Annotated in this window: 23 protein-coding genes; 15 read left to right on the forward strand and 8 right to left on the reverse strand. The window is 55.7% G+C overall.

Annotated elements, in window-relative coordinates; translation table 11 throughout:
- The first annotated feature begins 94 nt into the window (after positions 1–94).
- Positions 95–1732 (forward strand): isovaleryl-CoA dehydrogenase, encoded by a 1638-nt coding sequence (locus tag PGQ95_RS17435; protein WP_430918853.1) that lies wholly within the window; start codon positions 95–97, stop codon positions 1730–1732.
- On the opposite strand, the gene yjfN is transcribed toward PGQ95_RS17435, so the two are convergent.
- Together yjfN and bsmA are read right to left on the reverse strand one after the other, a co-directional pair.
- Complete coding sequence (gene yjfN, locus PGQ95_RS17440; RefSeq protein ID WP_020079815.1) at positions 1723–1998, reverse strand: DUF1471 family protease activator YjfN; 276 nt, start codon at positions 1996–1998, stop codon at positions 1723–1725. The two genes, PGQ95_RS17435 and yjfN, sit on opposite strands and share 10 nt — an antisense overlap.
- A gap of 139 nt (positions 1999–2137) precedes the next feature.
- On the reverse strand, positions 2138–2446 hold the full coding sequence (bsmA, locus tag PGQ95_RS17445; RefSeq protein ID WP_045379672.1) for a biofilm peroxide resistance protein BsmA: 309 nt from the start codon (positions 2444–2446) through the stop codon (positions 2138–2140).
- Positions 2447–2654: 208 nt separating this feature from the next.
- Between bsmA and yjfP the strand changes: the two genes are divergently transcribed.
- Complete coding sequence (gene yjfP, locus PGQ95_RS17450; protein WP_430918855.1) at positions 2655–3371, forward strand: esterase; 717 nt, start codon at positions 2655–2657, stop codon at positions 3369–3371.
- Here yjfP and ulaR read toward each other — a convergent pair.
- Complete coding sequence (gene ulaR / locus PGQ95_RS17455) at positions 3368–4123, reverse strand: HTH-type transcriptional regulator UlaR (RefSeq protein ID WP_087858296.1); 756 nt, start codon at positions 4121–4123, stop codon at positions 3368–3370. The genes yjfP and ulaR overlap by 4 nt on opposite strands.
- 103 nt (positions 4124–4226) lie before the next feature.
- Entirely contained in the window at positions 4227–5291 is a 1065-nt protein-coding gene (gene ulaG / locus PGQ95_RS17460; protein ID WP_113374750.1) for an L-ascorbate 6-phosphate lactonase, read from the reverse strand.
- Positions 5292–5655: 364 nt separating this feature from the next.
- Between ulaG and ulaA the strand changes: the two genes are divergently transcribed.
- Genes ulaA through PGQ95_RS17490 form a run of 6 tightly spaced genes read left to right on the forward strand, consistent with a single transcriptional unit; the run spans position 5656 to position 10070 of the window.
- On the forward strand, positions 5656–7056 hold the full coding sequence (gene ulaA, locus PGQ95_RS17465; protein WP_087858298.1) for a PTS ascorbate transporter subunit IIC: 1401 nt from the start codon (positions 5656–5658) through the stop codon (positions 7054–7056).
- A gap of 12 nt (positions 7057–7068) precedes the next feature.
- Positions 7069–7374 carry a PTS ascorbate transporter subunit IIB gene (gene ulaB, locus PGQ95_RS17470; protein WP_001577590.1) on the forward strand — a complete coding sequence of 102 codons (306 nt, stop codon included), beginning with the start codon at positions 7069–7071 and terminating at the stop codon, positions 7372–7374.
- A gap of 9 nt (positions 7375–7383) precedes the next feature.
- On the forward strand, positions 7384–7851 hold the full coding sequence (gene ulaC, locus PGQ95_RS17475) for a PTS ascorbate transporter subunit IIA (protein WP_015368614.1): 468 nt from the start codon (positions 7384–7386) through the stop codon (positions 7849–7851).
- A gap of 15 nt (positions 7852–7866) precedes the next feature.
- Positions 7867–8520, forward strand: coding sequence for a 3-keto-L-gulonate-6-phosphate decarboxylase UlaD (ulaD, locus tag PGQ95_RS17480; RefSeq protein WP_015368613.1), 654 nt, complete (start codon positions 7867–7869; stop codon positions 8518–8520).
- A 9-nt stretch (positions 8521–8529) separates the two neighbouring features.
- Positions 8530–9384: an L-ribulose-5-phosphate 3-epimerase gene (locus PGQ95_RS17485; RefSeq protein ID WP_308957766.1), complete on the forward strand. Its 855-nt coding sequence runs from the start codon at positions 8530–8532 to the stop codon at positions 9382–9384.
- Complete coding sequence (locus PGQ95_RS17490) at positions 9384–10070, forward strand: L-ribulose-5-phosphate 4-epimerase (RefSeq protein WP_087858300.1); 687 nt, start codon at positions 9384–9386, stop codon at positions 10068–10070. The genes PGQ95_RS17485 and PGQ95_RS17490 overlap by 1 nt, the downstream gene beginning before the upstream one ends.
- A gap of 61 nt (positions 10071–10131) precedes the next feature.
- Here the strand turns inward: PGQ95_RS17490 and PGQ95_RS17495 are convergent, their stop codons facing one another.
- Together PGQ95_RS17495 and PGQ95_RS17500 are read right to left on the reverse strand one after the other, a co-directional pair.
- Complete coding sequence (locus tag PGQ95_RS17495; RefSeq protein ID WP_213794671.1) at positions 10132–11325, reverse strand: MFS transporter; 1194 nt, start codon at positions 11323–11325, stop codon at positions 10132–10134.
- A gap of 147 nt (positions 11326–11472) precedes the next feature.
- Entirely contained in the window at positions 11473–11748 is a 276-nt protein-coding gene (locus tag PGQ95_RS17500) for a DUF1471 domain-containing protein (protein WP_020079809.1), read from the reverse strand.
- 339 nt (positions 11749–12087) lie between these two features.
- Between PGQ95_RS17500 and rpsF the strand changes: the two genes are divergently transcribed.
- From rpsF to PGQ95_RS17525, 5 genes are all read left to right on the forward strand, one after another.
- The gene (gene rpsF, locus PGQ95_RS17505; RefSeq protein ID WP_004098001.1) at positions 12088–12483 is read left to right on the forward strand and encodes a 30S ribosomal protein S6; all 396 of its coding nucleotides are present in this window, start codon (positions 12088–12090) and stop codon (positions 12481–12483) included.
- Between the two features lie 5 nt (positions 12484–12488).
- Entirely contained in the window at positions 12489–12803 is a 315-nt protein-coding gene (priB, locus tag PGQ95_RS17510) for a primosomal replication protein N (protein WP_015704181.1), read from the forward strand.
- A 4-nt stretch (positions 12804–12807) separates the two neighbouring features.
- A complete protein-coding gene (rpsR, locus tag PGQ95_RS17515; RefSeq protein ID WP_000135199.1) occupies positions 12808–13035 on the forward strand; it encodes a 30S ribosomal protein S18 in 228 nt (75 codons plus the stop codon).
- A 41-nt stretch (positions 13036–13076) separates the two neighbouring features.
- On the forward strand, positions 13077–13526 hold the full coding sequence (gene rplI, locus PGQ95_RS17520; RefSeq protein ID WP_015368607.1) for a 50S ribosomal protein L9: 450 nt from the start codon (positions 13077–13079) through the stop codon (positions 13524–13526).
- Between the two features lie 144 nt (positions 13527–13670).
- Positions 13671–14606, forward strand: a complete 936-nt coding sequence (locus PGQ95_RS17525; RefSeq protein ID WP_430918858.1) for a DMT family transporter — start codon at positions 13671–13673, stop codon at positions 14604–14606.
- Positions 14607–14638: 32 nt separating this feature from the next.
- On the opposite strand, the gene PGQ95_RS17530 is transcribed toward PGQ95_RS17525, so the two are convergent.
- Positions 14639–15316, reverse strand: coding sequence for a LysM-like peptidoglycan-binding domain-containing protein (locus tag PGQ95_RS17530; RefSeq protein ID WP_047053215.1), 678 nt, complete (start codon positions 15314–15316; stop codon positions 14639–14641).
- A gap of 209 nt (positions 15317–15525) precedes the next feature.
- Here PGQ95_RS17530 and fklB point away from each other — a divergent pair, with 209 nt between their 5' ends.
- Both fklB and cycA read left to right on the forward strand, forming a co-directional pair.
- Positions 15526–16146, forward strand: a complete 621-nt coding sequence (fklB, locus tag PGQ95_RS17535; RefSeq protein WP_002886687.1) for an FKBP-type peptidyl-prolyl cis-trans isomerase — start codon at positions 15526–15528, stop codon at positions 16144–16146.
- Positions 16147–16452: 306 nt separating this feature from the next.
- A complete protein-coding gene (cycA, locus tag PGQ95_RS17540) occupies positions 16453–17856 on the forward strand; it encodes a D-serine/D-alanine/glycine transporter (RefSeq protein WP_015368603.1) in 1404 nt (467 codons plus the stop codon).
- Between the two features lie 64 nt (positions 17857–17920).
- Here cycA and ytfE read toward each other — a convergent pair whose 3' ends face one another.
- Positions 17921–18586 (reverse strand): iron-sulfur cluster repair protein YtfE, encoded by a 666-nt coding sequence (gene ytfE, locus PGQ95_RS17545; RefSeq protein ID WP_020079807.1) that lies wholly within the window; start codon positions 18584–18586, stop codon positions 17921–17923.
- Positions 18587–18637 lie beyond the last annotated feature (51 nt).

The raw sequence follows: 18637 nt of genomic DNA on the forward strand, positions 1-18637 counted from the left end.
TGTGATGGGCTTCACGAAGGCGGAGCGGTTTTTTTGTGAGCGTCTATGCGGGCGACCATACTTACTGTCAGAGCCATTGACGGAGGGAGACATCATGCACTGGCAAACGCATACCGTATTCAATCAACCGACGCCACTGTGTAACAGCAATCTGTTTTTGTCTGATACCGCGCTTTGTGAGGCGGTGGTGCGTGAAGGCGCCGGCTGGGATGGCGATCTGCTCGCCAGCATCGGCCAGCAGTTGGGCACGGCGGAATCGCTGGAGTTGGGGCGCCTGGCCAATAGTAATCCGCCGGAACTGCTACGCTACGACGCCACCGGCGCCCGATTGGATGACGTGCGGTTTCATCCCGCCTGGCATTTGCTAATGCAGGGACTGTGCGCCAACCGGGTGCATAATCTTGCCTGGCAGGAGGATGCCCGCGCGGGTTCGTTTGTTGCTCGTACCGCCCGCTTTATGCTGCATGCCCAGGTGGAGGCGGGAACGTTATGCCCGATAACCATGACCTTCGCCGCAACGCCGCTGCTGCAGCGCGCGCTGCCCACCGTCTTTAGCGACTGGCTGCCGCCGTTGCTCAGCGACCGCTATGACCCGCATCTGGCGCCCGGCGATCAGAAGCGTGGGTTGCTGATTGGTATGGGAATGACCGAAAAACAGGGCGGTTCCGATGTGCTCAGTAATACCACCCGGGCGGAAAAAACGGCGGAAGGATTCTATCGGCTGGTGGGCCATAAATGGTTCTTCTCGGTGCCGCAGAGCGATGCGCATTTGGTATTAGGCCAGACGCCAGGCGGGCTCTCCTGTTTCTTTGTGCCGCGTTTTTTACCCGATGGTCAACGCAATGGCGTGCGTCTTGAGAGGCTGAAAGATAAATTAGGCAACCGCTCTAACGCCAGTAGCGAAGCCGAATTCTTTGACGCCTGCGGGTGGCTGATAGGCGAAGAAGGCGACGGCGTGCGGCAAATTCTCAAGATGGGCGCGCTGACCCGCTTCGACTGCGCCGCCGGCAGCCATGCCCTGATGCGCCGCGCTTACTCGGTGGCGCTGTATCATGCGCTGCAGCGTCAGGCGTTCGGCAAGAATCTGGCCGATCAGCCGATGATGCGTCAGGTGCTGGGCCAGATGGCGCTGCGTCTTGAAGGACAAACCGCTTTTCTGTTCCGTCTGGCTCGCGCCTGGGATCGGCGCGACGATGCGCATGAAGTGCTATGGGCTCGTTTATTTACCCCGGTCGCCAAGTTTGCTATCTGTCGCGCCGGTATACCGTTTGTCGCTGAGGCGATGGAAGTGCTGGGCGGTATCGGTTATTGCGAAGAGAGCGAACTCCCGCGCTTATACCGTGAGATGCCGGTGAATAGTATCTGGGAAGGCTCCGGCAATATTATGTGTCTCGACGTGATGCGGGTGCTTGGCAAGCACCCGGCGGCGTTAGAAATGCTGGCAGCGGAGTGTGCTGAGGTTAAGGGGCAGAACCGGCATTATGACCGCGCGTGGCGACAGCTTCAGCAACTCTTACGGCGGCCGGTTGAGGCGCAGGGACGAGAAATAGCGCGTCTGGTGTATTGCCTGGGGGCGGGCGCGCAGATGCTGCGCTTTGCGTCTCCACCGCTGGCCCAGTCATGGTGCCGGATGATGCTGGATCCGCGAGGAGGTATCCGCCTGGACGCGCAGCTGCTGGACGATGCGTTGCTGCGGGCGATGGGGCGCGGACGACAGCCTTCTCAGGCGTAGAGAATAGCCTGCACTCGCCAGCTATCCGGCTGCGGCTCTTCATACATCTGAACGATACGATACCAGGAAGCGCCCTGCTCATCGGCTTTTACGGCAATGGCGTGCTCGACATCCTGCTGACTGCCGGAAATATTATTGACGGAAATCAGACCAATTTCGTTCAGGCCGGTGACGCAATCCGCACTGGCGAATTCGGCTGACTGAGCGGAAGTATTGGCCGTCGCGGTGGTCAGCAACAGGCTGGGTAAGGTCAGTGATCGTTTCATCGTCAGCTCCATTTCACGTAATCCCGAGGGCAGTCCGTTTGCTAACGTTCTGCCAAAAGGCTGGCTGAACGTTATTATGCGCAGGAGAACGTGAATGGACGCAAAGCAGTGTAAAGCTGGTTAAAAACGCATCACGCCGCTATTTATGATACAGAATCGCTTGCGAATACCACTGGCCGGGAACCATGGTGTCATCGATCATGACGATGACGTAGTAATCCGCTTTTGCGGCTTCTGCTTTGGCTTTCAACGCGGTCTCGACATCCATCGGCGAACCGTACATCAGAACGCTGACGGTACCTATCTTTTGCAGGCCCTCAGTCTGATTGCGACGAATCTCCTGCGGATGATCGCTTGCCGGCGGCGGCGCCTCCGGCGTACCCTGCAGGATGCTACATCCGCTTAAGGCGAGAGCCAGTAACCACGGTGTAAACCTACGCATGACCATATCTCGTTTCCTGATAGTGATAGTGTAGTGGTAGCCTGAACATCATTTCTGGGGAATGTTCCCGAATTGTTATCTATCGCGCGATTTTCGAATGAAAATGTTATGAAAGCGTAACCGAGCTCTCAACATTATAAATCGTGCTCAACGTAAAGCTTTGGCGAATGTTTTGGTGCGCAACGTCGTGCCACTATAAAGAAGGAGACGATAGTTGATTACACTCGAAATGCGCAATCTGGCAGGCGGTGAAGCGATCCACGCCTGTCCGGCTGGGATGGCGGATAAACCTCTGCCGGTTATCGTCTTTTATCACGGTTTTACCTCTTCCAAGCTGGTCTACAGCTACTTTGCCGTCGCGCTGGCCGAAGCCGGTTTCCGGGTGGTTATGCCTGATGCCGCCGAACACGGCGCGCGTTTTCACGGCGATGATGCCGGGCGAATGCAGCGCTTTTGGCCGATCCTGCGACAGAACTTTGTTGAGTTTTCCGCACTGCGAGAAGCGATTATCGCTGAGGGGTGGCTGGAAGGCGAGCGGCTGGCGGTGGCCGGCGCGTCAATGGGCGGCATGACCGCGCTTGGCATCATGACTCATCATCCTGAGCTTAAATGCGTGGCCTGTCTGATGGGCTCGGGCTATTTCAGTACCCTCGTACAGACGTTGTTTCCGTCACCCGGATTCGATACGGCAAGCCTGGCGGAGTGGGACGTCACTCATCAACTGTCGGCGCTGGCGAATAAGCCGCTGCTGCTGTGGCACGGCGATGCCGATGACGTGGTTCCGCCAGGCGAAACTTTCCGTCTGCAGCAGGCGTTAACGCAGAGCGGCCTGGCAACTAACCTGACCTGCCACTGGCAAAAGGGCGTGCGTCACCGCATTACCCCGGAAGCGCTGGACGCGACCACCGCCTTTTTTTTACAGCACCTTTAAACGCGGATAACCTGCACGCCCTGATCCTCAAGCTGCTTGAGGATCGCTTCATCGGCCTGCTTGCCGGTAATGACCAGGTCGATTTGGCTGGCCTGGCTGAATAGCATCCCGGCGCGTTCGCCGACTTTACTGCTATCGACCAGTACCGCCAGCTTGCCGACGACATTCAGCATTTTCTGTTCGGCCATCGCGGTCAACATATCGGTTTTGTACAATCCTTCGGCGGTTAACCCTTTGCCGCTGGTGAACATCCAGTGCCCGGCATACAGGCTGTTTTCGCTACCTTGCGGGCTGAGGGTGATGAAGTGGCTGTGGTTATATTGCCCCCCCATAATGATCACGCTGTCATGCTCCTGGTCAATCAGATAGTTGGCCAGCGGCAGGTAGTTGGTGATGATCTGCACCGGTTTGCCGCATAATTCACGGCCAAGCAGGAAGGCGGTGGAGCCGCAGTTGATAACGATGCTTTCGCCCGGAGAAACCAGCTGCGAGGCGGCGCGGGCAATCCGCACTTTCTCATCGTGGTTTTGCGCCTGATGAATGTTCATTGGCGACCAACGCGGACGCTGTTCGCTGATGGCTTCCGCGCCATTACGGACTTTTTTCAGCTTGCCGTTTTCATCAAGCTTATTGATATCGCGTCTTGCCGTCGCCGGAGAGATGCCGAGGCGGGAGATTACCTGTTCAACGGTGACGAATCCCGTTTGCGCCAGCAAATCCAGTAAAATTTGATGTCTTTGCGCTTCAGTCATGAGCGAATCCGATTAAAAGTGACAAGCAAAGATGATATTTGAAATTAACGCTAAATACTAATGCGGAAAGGGAATTCCGGCGGGCGTGCCCGCCGGGATACGCTTACAAGAAGGATTTGAACGGCAGGTCCGGCTCAATGGTAAAGCAGTCGTCGAACCCGCGTGGGTAGTGGTACTCGAAATTGTCTTTATCCAGCGGCCAGGTAAATTTACCGCCGACCTGCCAGATAAACGGCTTGAAGCCGTATTTCAGACGATCTTTTTTCATTTCCCACAGCACGCGGATCTCTTGCGGGTCCGCCTGGAAGTTGGACCAGATATCGTGATGGAACGGGATAACCACTTTGGCATTTAGCGATTCCGCCATGCGCAGGATATCGGCGCTGGTCATTTTGTCGGTGATGCCGCGCGGGTTTTCCCCGTAGGAACCGAGGGCGACGTCAATCTGATGGTCGTTACCGTGCTTCGCATAGTAGTTGGAGTAGTGGGAGTCGCCGCTGTGGTACAGGTTGCCGCCCGGCGTTTTGAACAGATAGTTGACCGCGCGCTGGTCCATGCCGTCCGGCAGCACGCCGGCGGCTTTTTGATCGGCAGGCAAGGTAATGAGGGCCGTACGATCGAATGCGTCGAGCGCGTGGATCTCAATGTCTTTGATCTTCACCACATCGCCCGGCTTCATGACGATGCAGCGTTCTGCCGGCACGCCCCAGCCAATCCACAGATCAACGCAGGTTTTTGGTCCAATAAACGGCACATCGGCGGCGCAGTTTTGCATCACCGCGGCGGCGACGTTAACGTCGATATGATCGTTGTGATCGTGCGTCGCCAGCACGGCGTCAATTTGACGGATGGCGAAAGGATCGAGCACGAATGGCGTAGTGCGCAGGTTCGGCTGCAGTTTTTTCACCCCGGCCATGCGCTGCATCTGGTGGCCGGTTTTCATCAGCGGATTAGCGTGGCTCTGCTTACCGGTGCCGCACCAGAAATCGACGCAAATATTAGCGCCGCCTTCCGATTTTAGCCAAATACCGGTGCATCCCAGCCACCACATGGCAAAGGTGCCCGGCGCAACCTGCTCTTGTTCGATCTCTTCATTCAGCCAGCTGCCCCATTCCGGGAAAGTGCTCAAAATCCAGGATTCACGGGTGATGGTTTGCACTTTACTCATCGATCTCTTCCTCTTTTATTTCAAAAGTAATCAATTGGTGATTTGTTTTGATTGATACTGGCACTGTTTTTTCAGGAATGCAATCGGCTATTTTCGATGGAATGCGGCGATATCGTAGCGCTAACGCGCTGAAAACCCCTGAATTTAATATCGGGCATGTATGTATATTGTTGATATTAGTGGTTTGTTTGGTTATCGCGTGACGTGGGAGAGAATACACCTATAAAAAATATGATTATTTGCGTGATGCGTCACATTTAATCAAATTCAATCTTGTTGTGATTGTTTTTGATTATTAGAGTGAGGGCGACGACAACTGCTGAGCGTCATGCGCGTTCTAAGCCTTCCTCTTCTGGAGTGTGTTATGGAGATCCTCTACAACATCTTTACCGTCTTCTTTAATCAGGTAATGACTAATGCCCCGCTGCTGCTGGGTATCGTGACCTGCCTTGGCTATATCTTGTTGCGTAAAAGCGTTAGCGTGATTATCAAAGGCACGATCAAAACCATCATTGGTTTCATGCTGTTACAAGCCGGCTCCGGCATTCTTACCAGCACCTTTAAGCCGGTGGTGGCGAAAATGTCAGAGGTTTATGGCATCAATGGCGCGATTTCCGATACCTACGCCTCAATGATGGCGACCATCGACCGGATGGGCGAGGCCTACAGTTGGGTGGGGTATGCGGTGCTGTTGGCGCTGGCGCTAAATATCTGTTACGTCCTGCTGCGCCGCATTACCGGCATCCGCACTATCATGCTGACTGGCCATATCATGTTTCAGCAGGCGGGGCTGATTGCGGTCTCTTTCTTCATCTTCGGCTACTCCATGTGGACGACCATTATCTGCACCGCGGTGCTGGTCTCCCTGTACTGGGGTATCACCTCCAACATGATGTTCAAGCCGACTCAACTGGTTACCGACGGCTGCGGCTTCTCTATCGGCCACCAACAGCAGTTTGCCTCGTGGATTGCCTATAAAGTGGCGCCGTATCTGGGGAAAAAAGAGGAGAGCGTCGAAGACCTCAAGCTGCCGGGCTGGCTCAATATCTTCCACGACAACATCGTCTCTACCGCGATTGTGATGACCATTTTCTTTGGCGCCATTCTGCTCTCGTTTGGTATCGATGTTGTACAGACGATGGCGGGCAAAACCCACTGGACGGTCTATATCCTGCAGACTGGTTTCTCCTTCGCCGTGGCCATTTTCATCATTACCCAGGGCGTGCGCATGTTCGTCGCCGAGCTGTCCGAAGCCTTCAACGGCATCTCTCAGCGCCTGATTCCCGGCGCCGTGCTGGCGATTGACTGCGCCGCTATCTATAGCTTCGCGCCGAATGCCGTGGTCTGGGGCTTTATGTGGGGCACCATCGGTCAACTGATTGCCGTTGGTATTCTCGTCGGCATTGGCTCCTCCATTCTGATCATCCCGGGCTTTATCCCAATGTTCTTCTCTAACGCGACGATTGGCGTTTTTGCTAATCACTTCGGCGGCTGGCGCGCGGCGCTCAAGATCTGTCTGGTGATGGGCATGATTGAAATCTTCGGCTGCGTATGGGCGGTGAAGCTGACCGGGATGAGCGCCTGGATGGGCATGGCGGATTGGTCAATCCTGGCGCCGCCGATGATGCAGGGCTTCGCCTCGATAGGGCTGGCGTTTATGGCCGTCATTATTCTGATTTCACTGGCTTATATGTTCTTCGCCGGCCGCGCGCTGCGCGCCGAGGAAGATGCGGAAAAACAACTGGCAGAAGCCTCTGCTCAATAAGGAGTTCTGATTATGACCGTACGTATTCTGGCTGTGTGTGGCAACGGGCAAGGTAGTTCCATGATCATGAAAATGAAGGTGGACCAGTTCCTGACGCAATCAAACATCGACCACACGGTGAACAGCTGCGCGGTAGGTGAGTATAAAAGCGAGCTAAACGGCGCGGATATCATTATTGCCTCGACCCACATCGCAGGCGAAATCACCGTTACTGGCAATAAATACGTGGTTGGCGTGCGCAACATGCTGTCGCCTGCGGATTTCGGCCCAAAACTGCTTGAAGTGATCAAAGCCCACTTCCCGCAGGACGTGAAATAAGGAGCCGCCATGAAACTTCATGATTCTCTGGCGCAGAACCACTCCATACGCCTGCAGGCGGAGGCGGAAAGCTGGCAGGAGGCGGTGAAAATCGGTGTCGATCTGCTGGTGGCCGCCGACGTAGTGGAACCGCGTTACTACCAGGCGATCCTCGATGGCGTCGCGCAGCATGGTCCCTATTTTGTTATCGCGCCGGGGCTGGCGATGCCGCACGGCCGTCCGGAAGAGGGCGTTAAGAAAACCGGCTTTGCGCTGGTGACGCTCAAAAAACCGCTGATTTTCAATCACGAAGATAACGACCCGGTCGACATTCTGATCACCATGGCGGCAGTTGACGCCACCACCCACCAGGAGGTGGGCATCATGCAGATCGTTAACCTGTTTGATGACGAAGCCAATTTCGACCGTTTACGCGCCTGCCGCACCGAGCAGGAAGTGTTGGATTTAATTGAAAACGCCACTGCGGCGGCTGTTTAAGAGGGAGTTTATACGATGTCTCAGTTACCAATGTTGCAGGTTGCGCTGGATAACCAAACCCTGTCTCACGCCTATGAGACCACCCGACTGATCGCCGAAGAGGTGGATATCATTGAAGTCGGTACTATTCTCTGCGTTGGCGAAGGGGTGCGCGCGGTGCGCGATCTGAAAGCGCTGTACCCGCATAAAATCGTGCTGGCGGATGCCAAAATCGCCGATGCCGGAAAAATCCTGTCGCGGATGTGCTTTGAGGCCAACGCCGACTGGGTGACCGTGATCTGCTGCGCCGATATCAACACCGCCAAAGGGGCGCTGGATGTCGCCAAAGAGTTCAACGGCGACGTGCAAATTGAACTGACCGGTTTCTGGACCTGGGAGCAGGCGCAGGCGTGGCGCGACGCGGGCATTCAGCAGGTGGTCTATCACCGCAGCCGCGACGCGCAGGCCGCGGGCGTGGCGTGGAGCGAGGCGGATATCAGCGCGATTAAGCGCCTTTCCGATATGGGCTTCAAAGTCACCGTGACCGGCGGGCTGGCGCTGGAAGACCTGCCGCTGTTCGCCGGTATCCCTATTCACGTCTTTATTGCCGGGCGCAGTATCCGCGATGCCGCCTCGCCGGTGGAAGCGGCTCGCCAGTTTAAACGCTCTATCGCCCAGCTGTGGGGTTAAGGAGCGGCTATGTTGTCGAAACACATTCCGCTCGGTATCTATGAAAAAGCGCTCCCCGGCGGGGAGTGCTGGCTGGAGCGGTTACAGCTCGCGAAAACCCTCGGTTTTGACTTTGTCGAAATGTCGCTTGATGAAACCGATGCTCGTCTCGCCCGGCTGGACTGGAGCCAGGAGCAGCGCCTGGCGCTGGTCAAGGCGGTAGCCGAAACCGGCGTCCGGGTACCATCGATGTGCCTTAGCGCCCATCGTCGTTTTCCGCTCGGCAGCGAAGATGACGCGGTGCGTAATCAGGGACTGGACATCATGCGTAAAGCCATTCAGCTGGCGCAGGATGTGGGGATTCGGGTGATCCAGCTGGCGGGCTACGATGTTTATTATCAGCAGGCGAATGATGAGACTCGACGCCGTTTTCGCGAAGGCCTGAAAGAGAGCGTCGGGATGGCCAGCCGGGCCCAGGTGACGCTGGCGATGGAAATCATGGACTATCCGCTGATGAACTCGATCAGTAAGGCGTTGGGCTATGCTCACTACCTGAATAATCCGTGGTTCCAGCTTTATCCGGATATTGGCAATCTGTCGGCGTGGGATAACGACGTACAGATGGAATTGCAGGCCGGCATGGGGCATATCGTGGCGGTACACGTCAAAGATACGAAGCCCGGCGTCTTCAAAAACGTGCCGTTTGGTGAAGGGATCGTCGATTTTGAACGTTGCTTCGAAACGCTCAAGCAGACAGGCTACTGCGGTCCGTATCTGATTGAAATGTGGAGCGAAACCACCGATGACCCGGCGGCGGAAGTCGCAAAGGCTCGTGACTGGGTGAAGGCGCGGATGGCCCGCGCAGGCCTGACGGAGGCGGCATAATGCAGCAGCTTAAACAGCAGGTATTTGCAGCTAATATGGATCTGCCGCGCTACGGGCTGGTGACCTTTACCTGGGGCAACGTCAGCGCAATCGACCGGCAGCGTGGGCTGGTGGTGATTAAGCCCAGCGGCGTAGCCTACGAGTCAATGACCGTCGATGATATGGTGGTGGTCGATTTGCAGGGCAACGTGGTGGAGGGGCGCTGGCGTCCCTCTTCTGATACCGCTACCCACCTTGCGTTGTACCGCCGTTATTCCGGCCTCGGCGGGGTGGTGCATACCCACTCGACGCACGCTACCGCCTGGGCGCAGGCGGGGCTGGCAATCCCGGCGCTCGGTACCACCCACGCGGACTACTTCTTCGGTGATATCCCCTGCACCCGGGCGCTCAGCGCACAGGAGGTGGAAGAGGCCTATGAGCTGAACACCGGGAAGGTGATTATCGAAACGCTGGGCGAGGCTAACCCGTTACATACGCCAGGGATTGTGGTCTATCAGCACGGACCCTTTTCCTGGGGGAAAGATGCCCACGAGGCGGTGCACAATGCGGTGGTGATGGAAGAAGTGGCGCGAATGGCGTGGATCGCCCGCGGGATTAATCCGCAGCTACAGCCCATCGACGGCTGGCTAATGGAGAAACATTTTCTGCGTAAACACGGGCCTGACGCCTACTACGGGCAGAAGTAAGCTACGCGCTCCGGGGCTTTCACCTCAGGGTGAAGCAACTGGTCTGGCCCCGGAGCCGTTTTTAACCCTGACGATAGGCCGATGGCATACAGCGCATGCCGATGAGCGTGACCACGCAAATCATCGCGCCGGCGTAAAACGTCGAGGCTGCGCCGAAGGTTTCCCACAGTACCCCTGCGCCGGTACTGGCCAGCAGCAGCGCCAGGCCGCTCATCAGGTTAAACATGCCGAATGCCGTACCGCGTAGTTCCGGCGGCGCGGTATGCGCAACCATGGCCGCCAGTAGGCCTTGAGTCATCCCCATATGAATCCCCCACAGCGCGACGCCGATCAGCAGCGTGCTCCAGTGGCCGCTGAGCGCCAGCACGATATCGGCGAGGATCAGCACCAGCAGCCCCCATTGCAGCAGTTTACTGTGACTCATGCTGTCAGAGAGCTTACCGAACGGGTAAGCCGTGAGGCTGTAGACCAGGTTCATCGCGACCATGACCAGCGGAATAGTAAACAACGGGATCTCCATCTGCTGGGCGCGCAGCACCAAAAAAGCTTCGCTGAAGCGGGCGAGGGTGAAGATACTGCCGATCGCCACCACCCACCAGTAGGCGGCGGAGAGCTTTTTCAGGTTTTCGCGCTTCAGCGGATTGCTACGTTTGTGCGCGATGGCGGATTTCGGCTCCTGCAGGCCAAAGCCCAGTAGAGCAATGGATAGTACGGCGGGAATGACCGCCACCCAGAAGATAGCGTGAAAATCGTTGGCCCAGATGAACATCAGCAGCACCGCCAGCAGCGGGCCGAGAAAGGCGCCGACGGTATCCAGCGCCTGACGTAGCCCGTAGGCCGCGCCACGGATCTCCGGCGGCGTTACGTCGGCGACTAGTGCATCGCGCGGCGCTCCGCGGATACCTTTTCCGACGCGGTCGATCATGCGGGCGCTAAATACCACCCCGGCGCTCGGCGCGAGGGCAAACAGCGGCTTGCTGATCGCCCCCAGCCCGTAGCCAAGCAGCGCCAGCCCTTTGCGTTTGCCAACGTAGTCGCTAATAACGCCGGAGAAGACTTTGAGAATTAAGGCGGTGGCTTCGGCCAGCCCTTCGATAAGACCGATGATAATGACGCTGGCGCCGAGCGTGGTGGCCATAAACAACGGTAGCAGGCTGTGGATCATCTCTGACGAGACATCCATTAACAGGCTGACGCCGCCGAGTACCCAAACTCCTTTAGGGATGCGACCTAACGTCGCGAAACGCGGGACCATCAATCACTCCTGATTAACAAACGGTGAATTGATGATTAAATCAGGTTGCGATGACGCTGGTAAGTCAGTTTGGAAAATAATTCTCAATTGCGTTTACGTAGGCTTTCGCTTCGCCCCTCATGAGGAGAGGCGAAGCATCGACCTGGGTTAGCGGTAAATAGCGGCGCTGGCATGAATAAGGCCATTGCTCTGCGGTTCGTGAATCAGGATTGGCTGGAAGTACTTCGCTCCCAGGGCATCGCTTTCCTGGTTCAGGGCCTGGTCGGCCTCTTGTTCGCTAGCCATATTATGGTTGATATAGATTACGCCCAGACTCTGCACATCATCCATGTTGCGAGCCTGACGCCCATCGATTTTGATGGCTGCCAGCGCGTTGGCGCTAAGGAGTAGCGCAGCCATTACGGCGATGATAATGCTTTTCATAGAACGCTCCTTACTGACAGTACGGGTAAAACGCTGGACTCCTCTTGCTGGTGTCTGGCTATTGATTAAATTGTAATCGCTGGCGCGTCGCCTGATAGCGACCTTTTCTGATGCAGTTGTTCAAAAAAATGCCGCGTTCGTTATTGGTTAATTTTAAATCACTCACTTAGCCCAGCTTGGCGCTTAGTGCGAATTATTTGTGCAAATGCGCTTGTGTTCCTGGGGGGGCGCAATTAGAATGACGCGTCAATTTTTCAGCCGCCCTTTAACACGTTCCTTGCCTCCATGGGCCGCGGCTGACCCAGACAGGAGGCTGAATAATCCGTAAGGAGCAATTCGATGCGTCATTACGAAATCGTTTTTATGGTCCATCCTGACCAGAGCGAACAGGTTCCGGGCATGATCGAACGTTACACTGGTGCAATCACTGCAGCAGAAGGTACGATCCACCGTCTGGAAGACTGGGGCCGCCGTCAGCTGGCTTATCCGATCAACAAACTGCACAAAGCTCACTACGTTCTGCTGAACGTTGAAGCGCCGCAGGAAGCGATCGATGAGCTGGAAACTAACTTCCGCTTCAACGACGCCGTTATCCGCAGCATGGTAATGCGTACTAAGCACGCTGTTACCGAAGCATCTCCGATGGTTAAAGCGAAAGACGAGCGCCGTGAGCGTCGTGAAGATTTCGCTAACGAAACCGCAGATGATTCTGAAGCTGGGGATTCTGAAGAGTAATCCTGATGACCAACCGTCTGGTGTTGTCCGGCACCGTGTGCAGGATGCCCCTTCGAAAGGTCAGCCCGTCAGGAATTCCTCATTGCCAGTTCGTGCTTGAGCATCGTTCTGTGCAGGAGGAAGCCGGTTTTCACCGGCAGGCGTGGTGCCAAATGCCCGTTATTATTAGCGGACACGAGAACCAGGCCATTACTCACAGTATAACGGTCGGTAGCGCAGTCACCGTTCAAGGGTTCATTAGTTGCCATAAGGCAAAGAACGGCTTGAGTAAAATGGTTCTGCATGCCGAGCAGATTGAATTGATAGATTCTGGAGACTAGCCATATGGCACGTTATTTCCGTCGTCGCAAGTTCTGCCGTTTCACCGCGGAAGGCGTTCAAGAGATCGACTATAAAGATATCGCTACGCTGAAAAACTACATCACCGAAAGCGGTAAGATTGTCCCAAGCCGTATCACCGGTACCCGTGCAAAATATCAGCGTCAGCTGGCTCGCGCTATCAAACGCGCACGCTACCTGTCCCTGCTGCCGTACACTGATCGTCATCAGTAATCGGTCACGGTCCATTAATACGACTTTGAGAGGATAAGGTAATGCAAGTTATTCTGCTTGATAAAGTAGCAAACCTGGGTAGCCTGGGTGATCAGGTAAACGTTAAAGCGGGCTATGCTCGTAACTTCCTGGTACCACAGGGTAAAGCTGTTCCAGCTACCAAGAAAAACGTTGAGTTCTTCGAAGCGCGCCGCGCTGAACTGGAAGCCAAACTGGCTGACGTTCTGGCCGCTGCTAACGCACGTGCTGAAGCAATCAACGCACTGGGCACCGTTACCATCGCGTCCAAATCTGGCGACGAAGGTAAACTGTTCGGTTCCATCGGTACTCGCGACATCGCTGACGCTGTTTCTGCAGCTGGCGTTGCCGTTGCGAAGAGCGAAGTTCGCCTGCCGAACGGCGTTCTGCGCACCACCGGTGAGCACGAAGTAGACTTCCAGGTTCACAGCGAAGTCTTCGCTAAACTGGTTGTTAACGTTGTAGCTGAGTAATTTTTACTCAACTCACGTCGATGCGCCGGCCTTGTGCCGGCGTTTTGCTTTTTAGCGCCTGCCTGATTTTTATCTGGTATGGTAGCTATTCTCGCCACTTTCTGGATGATAAAATAAAACACGATTTTATTTCCGGTAAAGTTAATGGACGCTTCCTCTCCGACCCCCTCGATTTTTGCTAATAAAAAAGTAGCTTATGTCTGCGCGACGCTATGCTGTCTGCTGTGGGGCAGTTCTTATCCCGCGATAAAAAGCGGTTATGAACTTCTGCACATCGCCACCGATGATGTTCCCTCAAAAATTGTTTTTGCCGGCTATCGCTTCCTCTTTGCGGGCTTATTGTTGCTGCTGTTTGCGCTGGCGCAGCGCAAACCCATCGCCCGACTCAATGGCCGCCAGTGCGGGCAGCTGGCGATGCTGGGGCTAACGCAGACCGCTATCCAGTACGCCTTCTTCTACGTCGGCCTGGCATTTACCACCGGGGTAAAGGGATCGATCATGAATGCCACCGGAACGTTCTTCAGCGTTCTGCTGGCGCATTTTATCTACCAGAATGACCGGCTCAGCTATAACAAAACTATCGGCTGTGTGCTGGGCTTCGTCGGCGTGATGTTGGTGAACTTCAACACCTCATTGGGCGATTTTAATTTTGTCTGGCAGGGCGATGGCTTTGTCGTGCTGGCGGCGTTCATCCTCTCGGCGGCGACGCTCTACGGCAAACGCATCTCGCAAACCGTCGACCCGACGGTGATGACCGGCTGGCAGCTGGCCTTCGGCGGTCTGGTGCTGGTGGCGGGCGGGTATCTGACCGGCGGGGAGCTACGGATGCACAGCCTGACCGCAGCGATGATCCTTGGCTATTTAACTCTGCTGTCGTCGATAGCTTTTGCGCTATGGAGCGTGCTGCTCAAGCACAATCGCGTCAGTATGATTGCGCCGTTTAACTTTGTTATCCCGGTGGCCGGGACGGTGCTGTCAGCGATCTTTCTTGGCGAGAATATCTTTGAGTGGAAGTACGCGATCGCGCTGGTCCTGGTGTGTGTAGGGATCCGCTGGGTGAACAAAAGCCAGGCGCATTAGGCCGGGCGTACAACCCGGCCTAAGCGAAGCGTTTATCGCGCGCGCACGAAGCTGCCGTTCGACTGGCGGGTGAACAGCACCTGCTGGCCGTTGCCGGTATCAATAGTGAGGCCGGTGACGACGCCGTTGGCGTTCTGGCGAATTTGCACCGTCTGTCCACTCTGCAAGGTGCTTAATGGTTTGCCGGCGCCTTCGACCTGCGCCATGGCGTAGACGTCAGTGGCTGGCAGTCCGTGGTCGCGGAACAATTGCGCCAGCGTTTTGCCCGATTCAATCCGGTAGGTGCGCCACTGCTGTTCAATGCCCGGCGCAGATTGCTGCTGCGCCGGCTGCTGGTACGGCTGAGAAGAAGAAGAAGTTTGCGTCTGCGTCTGGTCCGGCTGTTCATCCTGAATGGCTTCAGGCGCCACAGGCGCAACCTGGTCGGCATCGCTGACCGTCGGCGTATTGGTGATTGGCGGAAGCGGCACGGCCTGATTGCCCGAACCTTGCGGCTGAGACTGGGACTGCAGATCGAGATTAGCTTCGCGGCTGGCCTGGGTCGGCGTGCTGTTATCGCCGGAGGGGAGCAGGAAACCAATAATGACCAGCAGGAAGCCGGCGATGATGCCGCGGCGATGCATGGGCGGTAGCGGATCCATGAGACGAAGTTGATCCGGGGCGTGCCAGATCTTCGCCAGGGTAGATGTCAATTCAAAGCGCCCGGGCATGGCTTTCCTCCTGCTCCGCATATTTTTATCCTGCTTATGAGTATAGACGGCTAACGTCCTGAAGGTAGAGGTTAACCTGATATCGCCTATTGTTTCTGTTTCGCTGAGATTTGTCATCATCCGCCGACAAAGTTTTACCCATTCCTCTATGGCTGTTATGCTTTCGAACGCTTTTCTCAAGATGTTTATCACCCAAAAAAGGAACAAAGATGGCAACCCCGACTTTTGACACTATCGAAGCGCAGGCAAGTTACGGTATCGGCTTGCAGGTTGGACAACAACTGAGCGAATCCGGCCTGCAGGGGCTGCTGCCGGAAGCGCTGGTTGCCGGCATTGCCGATGCGCTGGAAGGCAACCAGCCGCAGGTGCCGGTTGAAGCCGTACACCGCGCGCTGCGTGAAATCCACGAACGCGCTGACGCCGTGCGTCGTGAGCGCTTCCAGGCGATGGCCGCCGATGGCCAGAAATACCTCGATGAAAACCGTGAAAAAGAAGGCGTGAACAGCACTGAATCCGGTCTGCAGTTCCGCGTACTGACGCAGGGCGAAGGCCCGATCCCGGCGCGCACCGACCGCGTACGCGTTCACTACACCGGTAAGCTTATCGACGGTACCGTGTTCGATAGCTCCGTAGCCCGCGGCGAACCGGCTGAATTCCCGGTGACCGGCGTGATCGGCGGCTGGATCGAAGCGCTGACCCTGATGCCGGTAGGTTCCAAATGGGAACTGACCATTCCGCACAACCTGGCTTACGGCGAGCGCGGCGCGGGCGCTTCTATCCCGCCATTCAGTACTCTTATCTTTGAAGTTGAGCTGCTGGACATTATTTAAGCACCAGGGGCTTCCTCTCCCGTAGAGGGGAGGGAGCCAATAAAAATAGTGCAAAATCCTTAAGTTATAAATTTATTGGAATTTTATATTGCATATAAGTTTGTTGAGTGTATTTTTGTGAGCTGTTTCGCGTTACATTGGTGATATAACACTCACTTTAAACATAAAATTAACATTATATCTAAATCATAGTATTCATCCCTCCGATTCTTACCTAATATCGATAAACCCTCTTGCCAGGGTTGCGACAAATGACAGGCCAACAGAGCCTGAACAACACAGACAGGTACAACAGGAAGAAATCACATGGTAGATCAGGTCAAAGTCGTTGCCGACGAGCAGGAGACGACTGAACAATCGCTACGGCGAAATCTCACTAACCGGCATATTCAGCTTATTGCTATCGGCGGGGCGATCGGCACCGGGCTGTTTATGGGGTCAGGCAAGACCATCAGTCTCGCCGGGCCATCCATTATTTTTGTTTATATGATCATCGGTTTTATGCTGTTTTTCGTCATGCGCGCCATGGGCGAATTGCTGCTGTCAAACCTCGAATATAAATCATTCAGTGACTTCGCCTCCGACCTGTTAGGGCCGTGGGCGGGGTATTTTACCGGCTGGACCTACTGGTTCTGCTGGGTGGTCACCGGGATGGCGGACGTTGTCGCCATCACCGCCTACGCGCAGTTCTGGTTCCCCGGGCTTTCTGACTGGGTCGCTTCGTTAGCGGTTATCCTGCTGCTGCTGGGCCTGAACCTCGCGACCGTGAAGATGTTTGGCGAAATGGAGTTCTGGTTCGCGATGATCAAAATCGTCGCCATCGTGGCGCTGATCGTGGTCGGCCTGGTGATGGTGATGATGCACTTTAAATCGCCGACCGGCGTTGAAGCCTCATTCGCGCATCTGTGGAATGACGGCGGCTGGTTCCCGAAAGGCCTCAGCGGTTTCTTTGCCGGCTTCCAGATAGCGGTATTCGCCTTCGTGGGGATTGAGCTGGTGGGTACTACCGCGGCTGAAACCAAAGACCCGGAAAAATCGCTGCCGCGGGCGATCAACTCCATTCCGCTGCGTATCATTATGTTCTACGTCTTCGCGCTGATTGTGATTATGTCGGTGACGCCGTGGAGCTCCGTCGTGCCGAGCAAGAGCCCGTTCGTTGAACTGTTTGTTCTGGTCGGCCTGCCGGCTGCCGCCAGCCTGATCAACTTCGTGGTACTGACTTCCGCCGCCTCTTCCGCTAACAGCGGAGTGTTCTCCACCAGCCGTATGCTGTTCGGTCTGGCGCAGGAAGGTCAGGCGCCGAAAATGTTCGCCAAGCTGTCTAAACGCGCGGTGCCGGCGAAGGGCTTAACCTTCTCCTGCATGTGCCTGCTGGGCGGCGTGGTGATGTTGATGGTCAACCCGAGCGTGATTGCCGCGTTCACCATGATCACCACGGTGTCGGCAATTCTGTTCATGTTCGTCTGGACCATTATCCTCTGCTCTTACCTGGTCTATCGTAAAAAGCGTCCGCAGCTGCACGAGAAGTCCATCTATAAGATGCCGCTGGGTAAAGTGATGTGCTGGGTGTGCATGGCCTTCTTCGTCTTCGTACTGGTGCTGTTGACGCTGGAAGATGATACCCGCGAGGCGCTGATGGTCACCCCGCTGTGGTTTGTTCTGCTGGGCGCAGGCTGGCTGTTTGCCGGTAAAAAACGTCTGGCGAAATAAAAAAGGCCACCCGGAGTGGCCAATAAACTGACAATGTCGAGAGGGCGCCTGCGGGCGCCTTTTTTTATGGTTTTCCGGCGAGGGCACGCGGGAACAGCACGTTATTTTCCAGACTGATGTGCTCCATCAGGTCGTCAATCATCTCGTTAATGCCGTTGTACATCGCTTTCCAGGTGGTGCAGGCTTCCGGCGGCGGCGTCACGTTATGGGTGATGTGTTTGATCACTTCCAGCAGTTCGCCCGCCTCGTCGTGCTCGCTTTCCATCACGCTGATAGGACCACCGGCCTGGGTTCCCATCCCCTGCTTGATCATCGGGAACAGGATCTGCTCCTCTTTCATCATGTGGCTGGAGAGTTCCTGGTGCAACATGGTCAGGTATTTGGTTAGCCCTTTTGGCACGTTCGGCTTATCGGCGTGGACGCGTTCAACCTTGGTTGCCTGCAGGATCAGTTCCGGCAGCTGTTCGCGGTGACGATCATGATAGCGAACGATGATGTGGTCGATGATGTCGGCGAACGGCGCGACGCGCCAGTCGCGCTCGATCGGCTGCTCGGCCAGTTTTGCCAGTTCGGCTTCAATCACCGCAACGTCCAGCTCTTTACGCGTTGCCGCGCGATCCAGGGTCTGCTTGCCGCCGCAGCAGTAGTCCATATCGTATTTACGGAACAGCGCGGAGGCGCGCGGGATGCTCAGCGCCAGCTCGCCTAAAGGTTGGTCACGGAAAGCCATAGCAGTTACCTCGTCATCAAGAATATAAGATGTATATTAAATGCATCTTTA

The organism is Klebsiella sp. 141240 (assembly GCF_050600805.1).
GTDB classification, from domain to species: Bacteria; Pseudomonadota; Gammaproteobacteria; order Enterobacterales; family Enterobacteriaceae; genus Klebsiella; species Klebsiella aerogenes.

Bases quoted from the DNA above. Each gene is read 5' to 3' on its own strand.
- PGQ95_RS17435 (WP_430918853.1), top strand. From the start codon at position 95: ATGCACTGGCAAACGCATACCGTATTCAATCAACCGACGCCACTGTGT.
- yjfN (WP_020079815.1), bottom strand. From the start codon at position 1,998: ATGAAACGATCACTGACCTTACCCAGCCTGTTGCTGACCACCGCGACG.
- bsmA (WP_045379672.1), bottom strand. From the start codon at position 2,446: ATGGTCATGCGTAGGTTTACACCGTGGTTACTGGCTCTCGCCTTAAGC.
- ulaR (WP_087858296.1), bottom strand. From the start codon at position 4,123: ATGACTGAAGCGCAAAGACATCAAATTTTACTGGATTTGCTGGCGCAA.
- ulaG (WP_113374750.1), bottom strand. From the start codon at position 5,291: ATGAGTAAAGTGCAAACCATCACCCGTGAATCCTGGATTTTGAGCACT.
- ulaA (WP_087858298.1), top strand. From the start codon at position 5,656: ATGGAGATCCTCTACAACATCTTTACCGTCTTCTTTAATCAGGTAATG.
- ulaB (WP_001577590.1), top strand. From the start codon at position 7,069: ATGACCGTACGTATTCTGGCTGTGTGTGGCAACGGGCAAGGTAGTTCC.
- ulaC (WP_015368614.1), top strand. From the start codon at position 7,384: ATGAAACTTCATGATTCTCTGGCGCAGAACCACTCCATACGCCTGCAG.
- ulaD (WP_015368613.1), top strand. From the start codon at position 7,867: ATGTCTCAGTTACCAATGTTGCAGGTTGCGCTGGATAACCAAACCCTG.
- PGQ95_RS17485 (WP_308957766.1), top strand. From the start codon at position 8,530: ATGTTGTCGAAACACATTCCGCTCGGTATCTATGAAAAAGCGCTCCCC.
- PGQ95_RS17490 (WP_087858300.1), top strand. From the start codon at position 9,384: ATGCAGCAGCTTAAACAGCAGGTATTTGCAGCTAATATGGATCTGCCG.
- PGQ95_RS17495 (WP_213794671.1), bottom strand. From the start codon at position 11,325: ATGGTCCCGCGTTTCGCGACGTTAGGTCGCATCCCTAAAGGAGTTTGG.
- PGQ95_RS17500 (WP_020079809.1), bottom strand. From the start codon at position 11,748: ATGAAAAGCATTATCATCGCCGTAATGGCTGCGCTACTCCTTAGCGCC.
- rpsF (WP_004098001.1), top strand. From the start codon at position 12,088: ATGCGTCATTACGAAATCGTTTTTATGGTCCATCCTGACCAGAGCGAA.
- priB (WP_015704181.1), top strand. From the start codon at position 12,489: ATGACCAACCGTCTGGTGTTGTCCGGCACCGTGTGCAGGATGCCCCTT.
- rpsR (WP_000135199.1), top strand. From the start codon at position 12,808: ATGGCACGTTATTTCCGTCGTCGCAAGTTCTGCCGTTTCACCGCGGAA.
- rplI (WP_015368607.1), top strand. From the start codon at position 13,077: ATGCAAGTTATTCTGCTTGATAAAGTAGCAAACCTGGGTAGCCTGGGT.
- PGQ95_RS17525 (WP_430918858.1), top strand. From the start codon at position 13,671: ATGGACGCTTCCTCTCCGACCCCCTCGATTTTTGCTAATAAAAAAGTA.
- PGQ95_RS17530 (WP_047053215.1), bottom strand. From the start codon at position 15,316: ATGCCCGGGCGCTTTGAATTGACATCTACCCTGGCGAAGATCTGGCAC.
- fklB (WP_002886687.1), top strand. From the start codon at position 15,526: ATGGCAACCCCGACTTTTGACACTATCGAAGCGCAGGCAAGTTACGGT.
- cycA (WP_015368603.1), top strand. From the start codon at position 16,453: ATGGTAGATCAGGTCAAAGTCGTTGCCGACGAGCAGGAGACGACTGAA.
- ytfE (WP_020079807.1), bottom strand. From the start codon at position 18,586: ATGGCTTTCCGTGACCAACCTTTAGGCGAGCTGGCGCTGAGCATCCCG.